Origin of the sequence: Agathobacter ruminis (assembly GCF_002735305.1) — a bacterium.
Lineage (GTDB): Bacteria > Bacillota > Clostridia > Lachnospirales > Lachnospiraceae > Roseburia > Roseburia ruminis.
This window is the reverse complement of record NZ_PDYG01000075.1, coordinates 1-18,148: the sequence shown is the minus strand read 5'-3', so window position 1 is coordinate 18,148 and position 18,148 is coordinate 1. Positions and strand designations below refer to the sequence as shown.

Annotated in this window: 17 protein-coding genes; 16 read left to right on the top strand and 1 reads right to left on the bottom strand. The window is 40.3% G+C overall.

The window, feature by feature from the left end:
• The coding region (locus CSX02_RS09740; RefSeq protein ID WP_189281491.1) for a substrate-binding domain-containing protein at positions 1 to 467 on the top strand (467 nt) is incomplete at its 5' end.
• Position 468: 1 nt separating this feature from the next.
• On the opposite strand, the gene CSX02_RS09735 is transcribed toward CSX02_RS09740, so the two are convergent.
• On the bottom strand, positions 469 to 1,359 hold the full coding sequence (locus CSX02_RS09735) for a helix-turn-helix transcriptional regulator (RefSeq protein WP_099386550.1): 891 nt from the start codon (positions 1,357 to 1,359) through the stop codon (positions 469 to 471).
• Between the two features lie 277 nt (positions 1,360 to 1,636).
• Here CSX02_RS09735 and CSX02_RS09730 point away from each other — a divergent pair, with 277 nt between their 5' ends.
• From CSX02_RS09730 to CSX02_RS09660, 15 genes are all read left to right on the top strand, one after another.
• Positions 1,637 to 3,022, top strand: a complete 1,386-nt coding sequence (locus CSX02_RS09730; protein WP_099386549.1) for an ABC transporter substrate-binding protein — start codon at positions 1,637 to 1,639, stop codon at positions 3,020 to 3,022.
• Positions 3,023 to 3,078: 56 nt separating this feature from the next.
• On the top strand, positions 3,079 to 4,050 hold the full coding sequence (locus CSX02_RS09725; RefSeq protein WP_051637949.1) for a carbohydrate ABC transporter permease: 972 nt from the start codon (positions 3,079 to 3,081) through the stop codon (positions 4,048 to 4,050).
• Positions 4,047 to 4,892 (top strand): carbohydrate ABC transporter permease, encoded by an 846-nt coding sequence (locus tag CSX02_RS09720; RefSeq protein WP_031544285.1) that lies wholly within the window; start codon positions 4,047 to 4,049, stop codon positions 4,890 to 4,892. The genes CSX02_RS09725 and CSX02_RS09720 overlap by 4 nt, the downstream gene beginning before the upstream one ends.
• A gap of 4 nt (positions 4,893 to 4,896) precedes the next feature.
• Positions 4,897 to 6,084, top strand: a complete 1,188-nt coding sequence (locus CSX02_RS09715; RefSeq protein WP_099386548.1) for an AGE family epimerase/isomerase — start codon at positions 4,897 to 4,899, stop codon at positions 6,082 to 6,084.
• A gap of 1 nt (position 6,085) precedes the next feature.
• Positions 6,086 to 7,258 (top strand): glycoside hydrolase family 130 protein, encoded by a 1,173-nt coding sequence (locus CSX02_RS09710; RefSeq protein ID WP_099386547.1) that lies wholly within the window; start codon positions 6,086 to 6,088, stop codon positions 7,256 to 7,258.
• A 12-nt stretch (positions 7,259 to 7,270) separates the two neighbouring features.
• Positions 7,271 to 8,290, top strand: coding sequence for a glycoside hydrolase family 130 protein (locus CSX02_RS09705; RefSeq protein ID WP_099386546.1), 1,020 nt, complete (start codon positions 7,271 to 7,273; stop codon positions 8,288 to 8,290).
• A gap of 4 nt (positions 8,291 to 8,294) precedes the next feature.
• Positions 8,295 to 9,509 carry a glycoside hydrolase family 130 protein gene (locus CSX02_RS09700; RefSeq protein ID WP_099386545.1) on the top strand — a complete coding sequence of 405 codons (1,215 nt, stop codon included), beginning with the start codon at positions 8,295 to 8,297 and terminating at the stop codon, positions 9,507 to 9,509.
• A gap of 1 nt (position 9,510) precedes the next feature.
• Positions 9,511 to 10,482 (top strand): type I phosphomannose isomerase catalytic subunit, encoded by a 972-nt coding sequence (locus CSX02_RS09695; RefSeq protein ID WP_099386544.1) that lies wholly within the window; start codon positions 9,511 to 9,513, stop codon positions 10,480 to 10,482.
• Positions 10,483 to 10,494: 12 nt separating this feature from the next.
• Positions 10,495 to 12,171: a phospho-sugar mutase gene (locus tag CSX02_RS09690; protein ID WP_099386543.1), complete on the top strand. Its 1,677-nt coding sequence runs from the start codon at positions 10,495 to 10,497 to the stop codon at positions 12,169 to 12,171.
• Positions 12,172 to 12,323: 152 nt separating this feature from the next.
• Positions 12,324 to 12,929, top strand: coding sequence for a hypothetical protein (locus CSX02_RS09685; protein WP_189281487.1), 606 nt, complete (start codon positions 12,324 to 12,326; stop codon positions 12,927 to 12,929).
• Positions 12,930 to 13,134: 205 nt separating this feature from the next.
• Positions 13,135 to 14,229, top strand: coding sequence for an FIST C-terminal domain-containing protein (locus CSX02_RS09680; protein ID WP_099386541.1), 1,095 nt, complete (start codon positions 13,135 to 13,137; stop codon positions 14,227 to 14,229).
• A gap of 12 nt (positions 14,230 to 14,241) precedes the next feature.
• The gene (locus CSX02_RS09675; protein WP_099386540.1) at positions 14,242 to 15,201 is read left to right on the top strand and encodes a methyl-accepting chemotaxis protein; all 960 of its coding nucleotides are present in this window, start codon (positions 14,242 to 14,244) and stop codon (positions 15,199 to 15,201) included.
• Positions 15,202 to 15,292: 91 nt separating this feature from the next.
• Positions 15,293 to 16,177: a sugar phosphate isomerase/epimerase family protein gene (locus tag CSX02_RS09670; protein ID WP_099386539.1), complete on the top strand. Its 885-nt coding sequence runs from the start codon at positions 15,293 to 15,295 to the stop codon at positions 16,175 to 16,177.
• A 105-nt stretch (positions 16,178 to 16,282) separates the two neighbouring features.
• Positions 16,283 to 16,726 carry a hypothetical protein gene (locus CSX02_RS09665; protein WP_099386538.1) on the top strand — a complete coding sequence of 148 codons (444 nt, stop codon included), beginning with the start codon at positions 16,283 to 16,285 and terminating at the stop codon, positions 16,724 to 16,726.
• A gap of 505 nt (positions 16,727 to 17,231) precedes the next feature.
• On the top strand, positions 17,232 to 18,056 hold the full coding sequence (locus tag CSX02_RS09660) for a hypothetical protein (protein ID WP_099386537.1): 825 nt from the start codon (positions 17,232 to 17,234) through the stop codon (positions 18,054 to 18,056).
• Positions 18,057 to 18,148: the final 92 nt, after the last annotated feature.

Sequence of the window (18,148 nt, the reverse complement as noted above, 5' to 3'; positions counted from 1 at the left end):
CATTCGTGGGTTCCATTTTTGCAACCTCATCCATTATGGATCGCTATTTGGGATACACGAAATCCATCATGGAGCATGGACAAAATATCCGACCGGATTGGAGAATCGAGGATCGTGATTTTGAAACCGGTTTTATTTTTGAACCGGAGAAATTAATGCTGCCGCTGGAACGGCCGACAGCCTTTGTGTGCAATTGCGATTTGACAGCAGGTGTTTTAATTAAACATCTGGAGCAGGAGGGATATTCAGTTCCGGAAGACTATTCTGTAGTGGGATATGATAATTTTATTTTCCCGGGAACTTGTGATGTGGAAATTACGACGTATGAAGTTGATATGCTTCAGATGGTAAAGACCCTCGTAGAAATTATGAACCGGCAGTCTAAGGAGAACGACTCCGGAGGAAAGACTCATATTGTGACAGGACATCTTGTGGTTAAAAACAGTGTTAAAAAACTCTTAGCGTAGGCTAAGAGTTTTTTGATTTTCTATATTCAGCAGGGGTCAGATGTGTTTCTCTTTTAAATAATTTGATGAAGTGGCTGGTGTTTGGAATTCCGACACCGCAGGCGATGGCGTGAACAGATATCTCTGTTTCAGTCAGCAATATTTTTGATTCGCGTATGCGAAGCTGATTTAAATATTGCAGAGGAGACAAACCAAAATGGGAGCTGAACTCACGACAAAGGCGATATTTGCTAATCAGCAGGCGGCGTTCAAACTGGTCTAGGGTTAAAGGCTTTTGGTATTCATGCTCCATAATGTGTTTCATTTCTATAATATGCGCCGGGATTCTTTCATCATCATTGCTTTTGCCGGATCCGCATTGTTTTAAGATTGCCTCAGTTAAAATATCGGTCAATGTGCGTGAAATCAGGAAAGGGACATCATTTCCCTGTTGAGATAATAGGCGGTGCAGATAAACAAGCTGACTGATGACATGTGCATTGTTTAATGAAACTTGTCGCATGCTATCTGCAAATGGCACAATCCCTGTTCCGGATATCAAAAACATATGAAACAGGCATGGCGTCGATTTTGTATCGAATCGAAAGTTTGTGTGGGGTGGCAAAAGAATAAAATCGTTTGCTACAAGTTGTAGTCCATTATTGCTGTTTAGTAAGACATCTCCTTTTTCTACATACAAAATCAAATAGTATGGATTATCAATGCATTCAAAGGTGGTAGGAATAGAATAGGTGATTGCACCACCAAAATGCAAATGCAGCAAAAGGGGCGAGATTGGATCCCGTGGGTTGCGTCGAAAACGCTTGAGGTCGACACTTTCGGAAAAGGATTCGTTTTGACGGAACAAACGATGCAAGCGAAATATTTGATTTAAGGATTCCAGTTGATTCATATCGCATTACCTCATTTTTAAGTTTAAGTAGAATCTTGTTTTGTTTGTATTTTAATTTGATTTTAGTTAAAAATCAAGTATAATAAATTAAAAGGAAGGCTAAATGCGAATTAAATTAAGTTAAAAATGCACAAAAACAGGGTCGAAGAATTGTATAAAACGGCAAAAATGGCAATTTTGCAAGAAAGTGTTATGATTTGCAAGAATGGATAATGATTAAAAGTTGACTAAAAAGTATGATGTGTTTAGTTTCAAAAACACAAAAGGAGGAAAACATATGAAACTGAAGAAATTAAGTTCAATGGTATTGGTTGCTGCAATCGCACTGACTGGTGTTGCTTGTGGCAAATCAGGGGACGAAACACAGGCACCGGCTGCAAAGAGCGCAGGTTTTAAGCAGTATGCCGACATTGTATTGGGAGAAGATTTTACAGATTTGGAGGCTGAAATTTCTTTCTTCAACAACAGAACAGATTTGGATTCTGAAGATTATGGCGGAACCACATGGAAAGAGTACATAGAAGAGTTCAATAAGATGTATCCGAACATTAAGGTAAATGTAATTACAGATACCAATTATGCAGAGGATGCAAAGACGCATCTTCAGTCCGGAGATTATGAGACTGTTATGTTAATCCCTGCAATTGACAAGGCTGATTTATCATCATACTTTGAGTCTTACGGAACTTTAGATGTGATGAACCAGCAAATCAATTACGCAGATCACTGGGAGTACAAAGGAGAGGTGTATGGGGTACCTAGTACTGCAACCTGCCAGGGAATTGTGTACAACAAGCGTGTATTTGAAGAGGCCGGAGTCACAGAGATTCCAACAACTCCGGATGCGTTTATCGAAGCACTTCAAAAGATTAAAGATCACGACAGCTCCATCATTCCGCTTTACACAAATTATGCAGCAGGATGGACCATGGGATGCTGGGATGATTATACAGGTATTTCTGCTACCGGTGATGAGGCATTTACAAATAATACCTTATTACACAGCACTGATCCGTTTAAGGATTACGGCGATGGCACACATCCATATGCTGTTTACAAAATTCTTTATGATGCAGTCGCAAAAGGGTTAACCGAAGAAGATTATTCAACCACTGACTGGGAAGGCTGCAAGGGAATGATCAACCGCGGAGAAATCGGATGCATGGTTCTTGGATCCTGGGCTTATCCTCAGATGGAGGCAGCAGGAGAGAATGCAGCAGATATCGGATATATGCCTTTCCCGATTACCGTGGATGGAAAGCAGTATGCTTTGGCAGGACCTGACTATTGCTATGGTGTCAATAAAAATGCTCCGGAAGATGAGAAGCAGGCCGGAATGGTATTTGTAAAATGGATGACCGAGAAATCAGGATTTGCATACAACGAGGACGGACTTCCAATTGTAGCCGGAAGCACAGAAACAAAGCTTCAGTTTGATACAGTTACATTGCTTCAGGAAACTCCGGCAGTCGCAGGAGAGGAAGATCTTTTAAATCAGTTGAATGCCGAGTCTGAATTGAATTACAGAGCCGGCGGAGATAGAAGAATTCAGTTGATTATTGAGCATGCCGCAATGGGAGATATGACATTGGATGAAATTGTAGCAGAGTGGAATGCAGCTTGGACAGCTGCGCAGGATGCTTGCGGAGCAGAACGTAATTAATGAATGGGTTGGGCGGTGATTCACCGCCCAACATTAGTACAAGGAGGTTAAACAGTATGAAATGGCATAAAACCAGAAAGGGACAGCAGGCGATTGTTATAGTATGCTTCGTCACAGTTCCGTTGTTATTATTAATGCTGTTTACATATATCCCGTTTGGGCAGATGGTACAGTACAGTTTTTTTAAGATGAACTATTTAACCCCGCCCGATAAAAGAGAATTTGTAGGATTTAAAAATTATATTGACGTTTTTACCAGAGATGACTGTTTTAAGGCTTTAAAGTTAAGTGCTTACTACTGTGTGGGTGCATTGTTCCAGCTGGCGCTTGCACTGTTTCTTGCAACGATTTTGAGTTTCAAAGTAAAAGGGGGAAACGTATTTAAAGGAATGATGTTTTTCCCGTATTTGATTAGTGGTATTGCAATTGGATTCATCTTCAAATTCTTCTACACAAGAGGATTTGTTTTTGATTCGATTTTGCAGATGATTGGATTTGACTTAGAAAATCTTCCGTACTGGCTTAAGGATCAGCGGGTAAACAACTGGTCTTTGGTTGCGACTTCGGTTTGGCGTTATTTCGGCCAAAACATGGTTCTGTTCATCGGTGCGATTATGTCGGTGGATGCAGAACTCTACGAAGCTGCATCGCTGGACGGTGCAAATAAATTGCAGCAGTTTCGACATATCATTTTACCGAGCATCAAGACGATCGTGACGCTGAATGTGATCTTGTCGATTACCGGTTCATTAAGTGCATTTGAGCCGCCATATGTAATCACAGGCGGTGGAAATGGAACAGGTACCTATTTCGTCATCATGAATGAAATCGCCCATGTCACACAAAAGGTTGGCTTGGCAAGCGCGATGGCTGTGGTATTACTGATCATCATTTTTGTATGCACAATTTTGCAGAAAGCATTTTTCAAATATGTATTTAGAGATGCAGACAGTACAGACGAATCCTACAGTGCAAAGAAAGCGCGCAAAAGCAGGATGAGACTGGGCAGAAAGGAGTCTGGAAGATGAAGATTATAAACGCAGTTAAAAAACAAATCTTCAATATCTTAAAGTATTTCTTTTTGATATTTTTTGCCTTGGTAGCGGTGGTTCCGGTGGTGTCATGTGTGTTTACCGCATTTAAAACCGCGGATGAATATCAGACCACGAGTGTGATCACACCTCCGAGCAATTGGCTGAATTTCGATAATTTTGTGAAGGCATTTCAGACCGCAAACATGGGAAGAGCCTTTTTGAATTCGCTGATTGTAATGGTATTCGTTTTGGCTGTTTCGGTGATTGTGGGAACACAGCTGGCATATGTGTTAAACCGTTTTGAATTTTTGGGCAACAAGCTGATTCGCAATTTGTTCTTGTTTGCTTCGCTGCTTCCATCCATTGCGATGCAGGTATCGGTTTATAAGATCATGTCCAGCTTAGAACTGGTGAACCATCTGTATGGATACATCATTATGATGTGTGGAACAGATGTCATATCGATTTATATTTTTATCCAGTTTATGGAGAATATTTCACCGTCGCTGGATGAGTCGGCAATCATTGACGGAGCGTCTTATTTTCAGATTTACTGGAAGATCATTCGTCCGCTGCTTCGCCCGGCAGTTGTCACATCCTGTATCTTAAAGGGAGTCGCTGTTTATAACGAATATTATTGCGCCAATTTATATTTGATGGACAAGAGAATCAGAACAATTTCTACATCCCTATACACCTTTGTCGGACCGATGGGAAGTCAGTACAACTTGATTTGTGCCGGTGTATTAATATCGCTTTTCCCGGCACTGGTTGTCTTTATTCTCTGCCAAAAACAAATATATAGCGGAATTACAGCAGGTGCGGTAAAGGGATAGTTAAATGTTAGAAGAAATTAAAAAGGAATTAAAAGAGAGAATAATACCATTTTGGATGGGGCTGAAAGATTGTGAATACGGCGGATACTACGGTTGGATGGATTATGATCTGACCATAGATCCGAAGGCTTCAAAGGGATGCATCTTAAATAGTCGAATTTTATGGTTTTTCTCTCGTGCATATTTAGAGTTGGGAGATCCTAAATTATTAGAGTCTGCAAAACATGCATATTTATTTTTGAAAGATCATTGTGTGGACAAAGTATATGAAGGCGTTTTTTGGTCATTATCATATGACGGAAAGCCATTGGATACCACAAAGCATACTTACAATCAGGCATTTGCCATCTATGCTTTGGCTGCCTATTATCAGGCAAGCAATGATGCATCGGCACTGGAACTTGCAAAGGATTTGTTTTGGGTGATCGAGAAAAACTGTCGCGACAAGAATGGATATCTGGAAGCATTTCAACAGGATTTTAAACCGGAATCAAATGAGAAATTATCGGAAAACGGAGTGATTGCAGACCGCACTATGAATACGGCGCTTCATGTACTCGAAGCCTACACACTTTTGTATCAGGTAACAAACGATGAGTTGGTAGAACAGAAGTTAATAGAATTACTATTGGTATTTAATGAAAAGATCTATGATGCGGGTAAAAAACGGCTGGAGGTTTTCTTTGATCAAAATTATTGTTCACTGCTGGATTTGCATAGCTATGGCCATGACATTGAAGCATCCTGGTTGTTGGATTTAGCAATCGAAACAATCGGTGAAAATGTTTTTGCAAAGGGCATTCGGGACGAACTAAAAGCAATGACCTTGACACTTGCACAACATACCTTTGAGCTGGCATTTGATGGAGATTCATTTGCAAATGAATGCGAGAATGGTGTGGTGAAAGAAAACCGTATCTGGTGGGTTCAGGCTGAGGCGATGGTAGGCTTTGTAAATGCTTATCAAAAGACGTTAGACGAAAAATTTATTCAGGCGACTGAGCATTTATGGAAATACATCAAAGAATATATCATCGACCACAGAAACGGTTCGGAATGGTTATGGGAGGTGTATCCTGACGGAACTCCTGTCCGGCGCGCAATCGTGGAGCCATGGAAGTGTCCGTATCACAATGGAAGAATGTGTCTTGAGCTGATGCGAAGAATGGAACAACTTGAAAGAGGTAAGTAATATGATTCACGAAAAGTATTATGAGGAGTTGGAAAAGCAGAAACTTCTCCTTGAGCGAAAGAATCAAAAGACAGATTTTTATAATGGAATTTATGAAAGATATCAATACCCGGTTTTGACACGTGAGCATGCTCCGCTGACCTGGAGATATGACTTGGATAAAGAAACAAATCCATTATTTTTGGAACGTTTGGGAATTAATGCGGTTATGAATGCCGGAGCCATTCTCCTGAATGGAAAGTATTATCTGGTGGCCCGCGTGGAGGGAAATGACAGAAAGTCCTTTTTTGCGGTTGCAGAAAGTGAAAATGGAATAGATGGTTTTCGTTTTTGGGATTATCCGATTTTGCTTGAAGATATTTGTAAAGAAGAGACCAATGTCTATGATATGCGTCTGACAAAGCATGAAGACGGATATATTTATGGAGTATTCTGTTCGGAAAGCAAAGATACCGCTGTCGACGATTTATCAGCGGCTGTAGCTGTTGCGGGAATCGTGCGGACAAAGGACTTAAAGACCTGGGAGAGATTGCCGAATTTAGTAACCTTACATTCTCCGCAGCAGAGAAATGTGGTTTTGCATCCTGAATTTGTAAATGGAAAATATGCTTTCTACACAAGGCCAATGGATGATTTTATTGAAACCGGAAGCGGCGGTGGAATCGGATTTGGCTTGTGTGACGATATTTGCCATGCAGTGATTGACGAAGAGAAAATGACAAGCTTACGAAAATATCACACCATTACGGAAGCAAAAAACGGAGCAGGCGCCACACCGATTAAGACGGACAAAGGCTGGATTCATATTGCGCATGGCGTGAGAAATACAGCAGCAGGACTTCGTTATGTGATTTATGCATTCGCAACAGATCTTAAGGATCCTTCAAAGGTGATTGCTGAGCCATCAGGACTTTTGATTGGACCTCGCGGTGAGGAGCGGATAGGAGATGTTTCGAATGTTGTATTCACAAACGGTGCAATTGTAAATGAGAATAACGAAGTGTTCCTTTACTATGCTTCGTCGGATACCAGAGTACATGTGGCTACCATGTCGCTAGAGCGTTTGATGGATTACGTGTTTCATACACCGGAGGATCCGGGAAGAAGCACCTTATGCGTTGAACAACGGATTGAATTGATAAAGAAGAATTTGGAATTGCTTGCTGAAGCATAGGAGATGTCGATTATGAAATACAAATTATACGGACCAACAACAAATAAAGTGCCTTGGCAGGAAGGACCTGATGCGTTTGAAGGTGCACCTGTCTGGAGATATCAGGAGAACCCGATCATTGGAAGAAATCCGGTAAAGAATGTTGCGAGAATTTTTAATAGTGCAGTTTTACCTTATGAGGATGGATTTATCGGTGTATTTAGAGGAGAACAGACAAATGGAATTCCAACCATTTATTTAGGCAGAAGTGAGGATGGAATTCATTGGGATATCGATGAGGACATGATCAAATTCGTAGATGAAAACGGTGAAATTTTCATGCCGCAGTATGCTTATGATCCAAGACTGGTTCAGGTGGAAGATGATTATTATATAATTTGGTGCCAGGACTTTTACGGGGCATCAATCGGTATTGCAAAGACCAGAGATTTTAAAACTTTTGTGAGAATCGAAAATCCTTTTGTACCGTTTAATCGAAATGCAGTACTGTTTCCACGAAAAATTCAGGATAAATTCATGTTGTTATCCCGTCCTTCCGACAGCGGACATACCCCATTTGGAGATATTTTTGTAAGTGAAAGTGCTGATATGATCTATTGGGGAAAACATCGCCATGTAATGGGACCGAATGATAAGTGGTGGCAGTCGTTAAAGATTGGCGGCGGCGCAACTCCAATCGAAACCTCGGAGGGATGGTTACTGTTATATCATGGTGTGGCAGGAACCTGTAACGGATTTGTGTATTCCATTGGCGGCGCAATTTTGGATTTGGAGAATCCTTCGATTGTAAAATATCGCTGCGAGAATTTTTTGATGACTCCGGAAGAGTGGTATGAGGAGCGTGGATTTGTTCCGAATGTTTGTTTCCCATGTGCAACCGTACAAAATACGCAAACCGGTCAGATGGCGATTTATTACGGAGCTGCAGACAGTTATGTAGGACTGGCTTTTGCAAACACAGATGAGCTGATTGATTATATCAAAGAGCATAGCGTTGTAAATGAAAGCGATACAGAAATAGGAAGAAGATAATTTGATGAGTACAAATAAACAATTAGAAATAAAATATTCTCCAAAGCCTGTCTTAGAGCCGAAACCCGGATGCGATTGGGCGGATACGATGGTTCTTAATCCTGCGCTGGCATTAGATGAAGATGGAAAAACCATCCATATGCTATTTCGTGCAACAGGACCATGGCCTTCTAAGAATTTAAAAGGAAAATCCGATCCGTATCCGATCTTTTTGGGCTACGCAAAAAGCACAGATGGGGGAGAGACCTTTGAGGCGGATTTTTCAAAACCTGCCCTTGCACCGGCACTCGCTTATGAGGAAGACCGGATGTTTGTGACGAATGTTTATGGTCAAAAGGTATTAAATTACGCAAACGGATGCATTGAAGATCCTAGATTATTTAAGGTTGAAGGGCAGCTGTATTTGACAGTTGCCTGCCGATTGTTCCCACCCGGAGCTTATTGGGAGGGGGATAAACGCAAGGATAATCTACCTGACTGGGCAGAAGATGAGAATAATCCGATCGGAGTTCTGGCAAACAGGAATGATACGGTCACTGTTTTATATCAGGTTGATTTGGACGCGCTGGCCGCACAAAGATACGAGGATGCCTTTGGTTATGTGGGCCCGTTAACAGATGGAAATATGAGCGACAACCGGGATGTTTTTTTCTTTGAAAAGAAGATGAAAATCCATGGAAAAAATCAGCTTGTTATGTTACATCGCCCGGAAAAATCCTATGCTTTTCCAACCGGAGAAGGCGTACAAACACCGGCTATTTTTTATGCGGCAGCAGAATCGTTTTCTGATTTCGTTGGAGAAAAAGCAGAGCATCAATTGATGGCAAAGAGTACCTTTGATTGGGAAGAAGAACGTATCGGCGCCAGCTTTCCACCGATTTCGCTGGGGGAAGGAAAGTGGTTGGTGTCCTATCACGGGAAACAGCTTCCGGATTACGGATATACACAATCCTTTATGATTGTGGAGGAACAGGAAGACGATTTCCCAATCATCACACATCGCATGTCTGAAAGGTTGATTTATGCGAAGCAGGATTGGGAACTTCCGGATAAGTTTTTATGCCCATGCATTTTCACGACCGGTGCCGTAATGATCGGAGAAGAATTGATTATGGGATATGGAGCGGCTGACCAAAAGATTGGAATTGCGAAAGTGAAGCTGAAGGAACTTGTGGAGTATGTTACACAATTTGATGCCGAAGGAAAGTTGGTGAAATAAGATGGAAAGAGATCGCAACCAATTGCTCTTCCTGCATCCTGTTTGTACGCACAATATCTGGGGAGGCTCCAAGTTGCGCGAGGAATTTGGCTACGAGGAAGCAGGAGATGATATCGGAGAGTGCTGGGGGATTTCTGCGTATCCAAAAAGAGATGGAATCATCGAAAATGGAAAATATAAAGGATTTCACCTCTCGGAATTGTGGAATCAGCACCCGGAGCTGTTTGGAAATATCAAAAAGGATGAGGGCGAAAACGAAAAATTCCCTCTTTTGGTAAAAATCATAGATGCAAAAGAAGACTTGAGTATTCAGGTTCATCCCAATGATTGTTATGCAATGGAGAAGGAGAATCACTCCCTGGGAAAAACAGAGTGCTGGTATATATTGGATTGTCCGGAAAATGCGAAGCTGGTAATCGGTCACAACGCCAATTCGACAGATGAGCTTACGCGCCTGATCGAGGAGGAAAAATGGTCGCAGTTGATTTGTGAGGTTCCGGTGAAAAAGGGAGATTTTATTCAGATCAATCCCGGAACCGTGCATGCAATTAAAGGCGGCTTTGTGATTCTAGAAACCCAGCAAAGCAGCAATGTGACATATCGCGTTTACGATTATGACAGAATGTCGGACGGGAAAAAGCGTGAATTGCATATCGAAAAGTGTAAAGAAGTAATTACAACACCGGCGCCATCTGCATCTGAGTGTATCTTAGAATCGGAGAAAATCCGGGGACGGGACAATCAGCTGGAGGTAATCTATGCCGGCATGTATTATGAAGTGTTTAAGATGCGTGTAAAAGGGACTGCTTTTTTGGACCAGAAATATCACTTTTTAAACATTACAATCACGGACGGAATCGGAAAGATTGATGGAACCCTGGTTCGCAAGGGGACACATTTAATCGTGCCATACGATTACGGAGTAGTATTGTTTGAGGGGGATATGGAAATCATTGCGTCTACAGTTAGATAGGAGAAATAGGAAATGAGTTTGACGGAATATAATCGTTGGATGCAAAAGAATCTAGAGGATCCGGATCTGGTAGAAGAACTGGAAAAAATGGTAGGAAATGCTGAAGCAATCGAAGATGCATTTTATCGCAATCTTGCCTTTGGAACAGGTGGATTGCGCGGCGTGATCGGCGCAGGCAGCAACCGCATGAACATTTATACGGTGGCAAAAGCCAGTCAGGGAATCGCGAATGATATCCTAAAAACCTGTGGAGAGAAAGCGCGCAAAGTAGCAGTCAGTTATGATTCGAGAAATAAATCAAAAGAGTTTGCACAGATTGCATCAGAGGTATTTGCTGCAAATGGAATCACGGTATATCTTTATCCGCAGTTGATGCCGACTCCATGTTTGTCTTATGCAGTCAGAGAATTGGATTGTGCTGCGGGTGTCATGATTACTGCGTCCCATAATCCTGCAAAATATAACGGGTATAAAGTGTATGGAAGCGACGGCTGTCAGATTACGACAGAAGCTGCGGAACGGATTTTGGCAGAAATAGAAAAGGTGGATATTTTCGGTGATGTGAAACGCATTCCTTTTGATACCGGTATGAAAAAGGGCGCCATTGCATCAATTCCGGATTCTGTTTATACAGGCTTTGTGGAAGAGGTTAAAAAATTATCTCTGGCGAAAGAGGAGGAGCTGGATAAACATGTAAAAATCGTTTATTCTCCGCTCAACGGAACCGGATTGAAACCTGTTATAAGAACCTTATCAGAGCTTGGATATACAGATGTCACAGTAGTCAAGGAACAGGAGCAACCGGATGGGAATTTTCCGACTTGTCCATATCCAAATCCGGAAATTCGTGAAGCAATGCAACTTTCTATTGAATATGCAAAGCGTGAGAATGCAGAACTGGTATTTGCGACGGATCCTGATTGTGATCGTGTTGGAATTGCAGTGCGAAAAGGAGATGACTTTGTTCTATTATCAGGAAATGAAACAGGCTGTCTTCTGTTAGATTATATTTGTAAAATGCGCATTGCAAACAATACCATGCCAAAACATCCGGTCATGGTGAAAACGATTGTTACGACAGATATGGGCGAAAAAATTGCATCCCATTATGGTGTGGAAACAATTAATGTGTTAACCGGTTTCAAATTTATCGGAGAACAAATCGCGATACTGGAAGAAAAAGGCAGGAAAGACGATTATATTTTTGGGTTTGAAGAAAGTTATGGATATCTTTCCGGAACGCATGTGCGGGATAAGGATGCTGTGAATGGTGCAACGCTTATCTGCGAGATGTTTGCTTATTATAAAGCAAAGGGAATTGGACTTCTGGAACAGTTGCAAAATCTGTATAAGCAGTTTGGATATGAAAAAAACAGTTTGTATTCTTTCGAATTTGAAGGTGCTAAAGGTGCAGAAAAGATGAAACATGTGATGCAGCAGTTTCGCGGATGCAGTGAGAAGATTTGCGGCTATTCCATTCAACACCTGTATGACTATTCAGATGGAATTGGAGACTTGCCGAAGTCTGATGTGTTAAAGTACGTATTGGAAAATGACTGTTCAATTGTAGTGAGACCATCCGGCACAGAACCGAAGTTGAAGTTATATCTTTCGATATGTGCATCTGATATGGATGCGGCAGAAAATAAAGAGAAAGAACTGATGAAGGAATTAAAAAAATGGTTTTAAGGTGTTGATATCAAAACGTTGCCGAACATATTGATTTTTTCAAAAATAAAAAATACAATAAGATTATTCAAAAATACAACAAAGCAAAATGTGAGTTTACATGCAAATAATTGTTTTAAAGAAGGGGAAGAAAAATGGGTTTGTTCGGATCAATGATTAACAAAGCAAAGGAACAGTATCAGGCGCAGGTTGCGCAGATGGAGGCGAATGCAGAAAGAGAGCGGATGGATGATGAGAAGAATATGTCGCGTCCGAGTATCCGCGATTTGGCATTTGACACTTTAGGTCCGGCAGTGGCGGAGCAGCTTGAAAATGCCAAGGTTGGATTGTTGGATAAAGGATTACAGAGCAAATTTGTCGAGCAGATTAAGGCCGCAAATGTCGGATATAAAGAGGTGTTGGTGCTTGATTATACGATAGCCTTAGGCGGCGACGGTGTTGATGGGGAGTTTGTACAAGACAAAGCATATATCAAGCCGGCGCTTCTCGATGGGACTGTGTTGAAAGAAGATGTATTTGTCCTTCGTCGTGATTATAAATTTGATGACTATGACGAGGATGTAGTGGGAGACACCGGGAATGCGGATGTGGTATCCTCGAATTTGTATCATCACATGTACATTCTTCATTATTTCCTGGGCAAGAAAGAATACTATGCAGCAGTGCATCCTGACGAATTCAAAGATTTAACTCCGTTAATCGGGGAATTAAATTTTGTCGAGGATGATTTGGGTGCGGGAACCGGATATCAGTGGTAAAAACCTACGAAAAGACAAAGATATTTTAACGATGTGTAATTGTTAAAATGTCTTTGTCTTTTTTTGAAAATAGCAAGGTTTATAGTTGAGAAATCAGAAAACGGAGTCATCTTGATGGAAAAATTGAAAAAAAGCCTATAATTTGTTATATTTAAAGTTAATGGGAGTGATATTAATCTCTTAATTTGAAAGGAGTAATGTGCGTATGCAAATATCAATCGGATTATCAAAAAAGACAGATGTGACGGCTGCGATGGAAGAGGCTTCCGCAAAAGTGGTAAATCCGTCTCTTTTGATTTTACTGTCTTCCTATGAACATTTGGAAAAGGCAACTCAAATTCTTTCGCAAAAATATGCAGGAGTTCCAATGATAGGAACCAGTGCGACTACCTATGAGGGAAGCGAGTCATCAGACAAGAGGATGGTTCTCATAGGATTTGGAAAAGACATTGTAGGAGATGTCGGTGTGATACGAAAACTTTCGAGTGCGCCGATGATTGATATTCCAATGATGGAGGAAAAAATAGCAAAAGTGCAAGCCGGAGCGGAAAACACGGTCTGCCTCGAATTTTGCACGAATGACGAGGAGCGTCTGGTTACCACAATGAATGTTGCGCTTGAACATGCCGGAATTACAGTTGCGGGAGGAACCGTATTTGGGGCACCGGAGGGCGCGTCGAGCAAAGTAATGGTAAACGGAACGATTTATGAAGATGCCTGTGCATATGCGCTTATCAAGAATCTGTCCGGAAAGATTCGCACATACTCAGAATTGATTTTCAAGCCGATGGAGGGCGTAAAGAAGCATATAGCCACGGGAGTCAAACTGGATACAAAGGAACTGCTGACTCTGGATGGAAGACCTGCGGCCAGTGTTTATTGCGAAGATGCAGGGGTAAGCGAGAGAGAACTGGTTGGAAATGTTCTAACCAATCCGCTTGGCCGTGTCATCGGAGATCAGGTCTTCATTGCAAGCCCGTATGAAATCGGCAGAAATGGTTCGCTCATTAACTACAAGAGAATCAATGCAAACGATACCATCAGTGTAATGGAATTGGAAGATTATGAGGCGGTTGGAGCACAAACACGCGCAAATATCACGCAGGAGAATACTAAGATTTCCTTTGTCTTTTCTATTAATTGTATTTATCGTCATCTCCTCTATACAGATCGCGGATATTTAAATACTTTCCTGGGAGAAATGGCAAAATTGGGACCGCATATCGGCGTTGTCGGTGGTGGAGAACAGCTTGGAAAACAACATGTTAATCAGACAATGGTTTGTGTGGTATTTGAGTAAAGGAGAAGACATATGGCATTTTTCAGAAGAAATGAAGAGCAGGAAGCCACAAATATACAGGCAAATAATTATGACAAACAACGGGAGTTTGATAATCGCATGAAGGCCATCCGTGAGGTCGGTCGTTTCTCTATCGAGCAGAAAAGTAAATTACAGGCTGAGGAGAAAAACACAATCGATGGTATCGATACAGTTAGGGAATCTTTCCGTGTGGTAGAAGATAAGTACAACAACATTTCGGAATCGGTTGCAGAATTCCAGGAACAGTTTCGCCATATCGAGGAGATTTCAAATGCATTTGATCATATTGTGCATCAGTTGGTTGAGACTGCAGATCGTTCCCATGAGGGAATGGAAGCCGTTGATAAAAGTTCCAGTGGAGTAGCAGAAACCATTAAATCCGTGCAGGAAGTGTTCACTGCTTTTCAGCAGAGTTTTGATGACATTCGATCAAAGGTTGAGCTGATTGGCGGATTTGCCAGTCAGACAAATCTGCTGGCGTTAAACGCATCTATTGAAGCGGCGCGTGCAGGAGAGGCCGGAAAAGGATTTGCAGTTGTTGCGGATTCTGTAAACGGATTGTCAAAAGAAATCCAAACGGTGGTAACTTCCATTCGTGATAGCATGACGGAGCTGGATGAAAACAATACCCGCCTTGTAAAATCCATTGATGATACAAAAGCTGCAATTGAGGCATCGCATTCCAAAATTGTCGAAACGCAGGATACCATTTCATCCATCAAGGGCGTGGCGGATGATGTGTCCGGCCAAAGCCTGCAGATGGCAGATGTATTCCAGACTTGCCAAAGCTCTATCATGGAAGTGTCATCAAACATCGAGGACTCAAGGCAATATTTTGAACAGGTAGATAATGATATCGAAGATATTAAAGTGAAGATTACAGAAAAGGGATTCATGTTTGAGGACATGAACAATGTGTTAGAGCAGATTGTGCCGTTGACACACATTTAATCCGAATAAAATAATCAACGATAATCAAAAAAGTGATTGTGATCTCAAACGGTTACAATCACTTTTTTTGTATGAATGGAGCGTGGACATTATGAATCAAATATTATGCTCATCGGGAGCGATTATTGGTAAAGCCAATAATAATGACTATACATTATTAAAAGAATATGCATCGAAGCTGGATTGTGATGGATTTGAACTAATGATGTGCAGTTCGTGGTATCATATTTTGGACGATGTGATTGCGGCTGTGAACTCCTATGACTTAACCATACCGGTAATACATAGTCAAAAATCATTGGGGGAAGCATTATGTGGTATGACAACCACTTTTTCAGACGGGAGATTTCATGATCGTGTAATGACTGCGGATGAAGATAAGCAAACTTTTGAACAGGGAACGGAAAGGTTTAAACTGAATCTAAAACTGGCTGAAAAGCTTGGAGCAGAAAAGATGGTCTTTCATCTATGGAATGGGACCGTATCCGATAGGAACATCGAAAGGAACATAGAGAGATTTGGAGAATGGAAGTTGCTGGCGGACAAAGCGGGAATAGAACTTCTTGTGGAGAATGTAATATGTAATACGAACAGTCCTTTGCAGAATATTGATCTGGTAGCAAAGAAATATCCTGATGCCGGCTTTGTATATGATACCAAGATGGCAGAATTTCATAATCAGACTATGCAGATTTTTTCGCCGGAATATGAGTATATTCTCAAAGAGAATCGGATTAGGCACTTGCATGTAAATGATTATGGCGGTGGATACATGGACTGGGCACATATGCAGGTGCTTCCGATTGGCGCAGGGCATATAGACTTTGACGGTTTCTTCAAGAAACTTGGAGAGTATGGTTATACAGGTGATTTTACAGTTGAGTCGACAGCCCTTGCAAAGGACGGTACAGTTGATATCGATATGTTAAATGGGTGCTTTTCTAAAATCAGAGATCTTGAGAAACGATTTTTTTAAGCGTAATGTACTATTGAGTGGATAAATATGAATATGTTATACTAACGATAATATATTCCTATGGAAAGTATAAAGGTGGAGTATTAACAGGGGAAGAGAGGTATTATGGAAATTGGAAATATTAAGAAATTAGTAATAACAGCAATCATTATCTTGTTGGTTGTTGGTTGTGCAATGTGGGTATTATCTCGAAGAAGGGGAAAAATATCTTTTGAAATGAATGATCAGGCATTTGCAGAATCATTTACAAATTTGAATGAATTTCCGGAACAATACGATTTTATTTCGTTGGATGCTTATTATGATTCGAATACCGGCATGTATTATTATAATGCGAAATACAATTTGTATATCGAAATCGAAAAAGAATGGGATGAAATAGATGCTGTTTTTTACGGAAAGGAAGGTAGGATTATTAACTTCTTTTGTCTTAATTGGACTGATTTGTCAGCATTTAAAGATGAAAAAAACGGATATGAAAATGCACTAAAAGACGGGACGCATAATACCTATACAAAAGAGGAAATACAACAATTATTAAAAAAATAACAGCGATAATACAACAAGACCCCCATCCACTGGATGGGGGTTATTTTTATAATTCAATCATAAGACTTGTGAGTTTTCCCCGAGAGAAAGCGTCATCACTTCATCGCCGTTAAGAATGCGTCCGCGTTTCCATTCGCCGTTTACATAAATAAATATTGAAAATCTTTTTTGGCAGTGATATGATGACCGATGTTGCTTGTAAAAATGAAAGGTAGGTAGATGAAAAAATGGAATGTGTTACACATTGCATATAAGGTATGCACTATTGTTATGAATTTACAAGCACAGAAAGGAGATATGAAAAAAAGGTTGTGGTCTTTGCTACCTCATATAATCATGCAGTGACAAACAAAAGTATTTCTCCAAGCATATCGTTTGGCTCAGGTGGAATATCTGTAGGAATTTCAGGAACATCAACAAATTATTATTCGGAGTTATTTTATAATGCATACTTGGATTATACACATATTTAATTAGCTATTTAATCAGATTGGGAGATTTAAAGATGAAAAAGAAAATAGTTATAATTGCTAGTGTAATAGTATCAGTTCTTTTGGTATCAAATATTATTACATATGCATATTCGAATGAAACTATATTTGACTTTTTCTTTGCAAATTCAAGTAATGAGCAAAAAGAAATTGTGAAAGATTATTTATTGAAAGATGGCCAAAAGATCACAATTGACAATTACGTTATTTGCTTAGAAGAAAGTTTATGTGAAAAAAATACTGGATTAGGATATCTGTTTTTTGTAATTAGCGATAAGGAAGGCCAAAAAGTAGATGCGGATATTGATAATTATAATAATTCATTAAAATCTTTTGGGGCAGATAAGCGTTTTATATTTGAATACGAAGCAACCGGGACATGTAACAAATATGCAGAATATAAGGGAAAGGAGCTATATGTTTATATTTCCTTTGAAATAACTTCAGAAGAACTATCGGCTTTAGACATAAGCAAATGCCTAAAATTAACTGATACAAAAGAAATAATTGATAATGAATATAAGCAATATAATTTTAACTTGGCATTTACAGATAACTGTAGAACGTTTAAAAATAGCAATGGTGTGCTTTACATATCGCCATTAGGTTTAAGATTTGTAACAGAAAAAACTATGGATGACTTAATAATTACTTTGAAGGATAAAAACAATCAAGTAATTAGCGAATATAATAACAGTGAAAATATGTTAAGTGAATCTAACAGAAGGGACGGGGATATTACTGAGGTTCAATATACAATCCAATTTGAGAATCTACTAGACATAAAAGACCTGGGTTATATTTATATCAATGATGTAGAATTAGATGAAGCTAAGTAAATGCAATACCCCCATCCACTGGATGGGGGTTATTTGTCAAGACTCGCTCGCGAGTCTTGCGCGCCGGATTCGGGTCTGCTTCAGCAGACAAA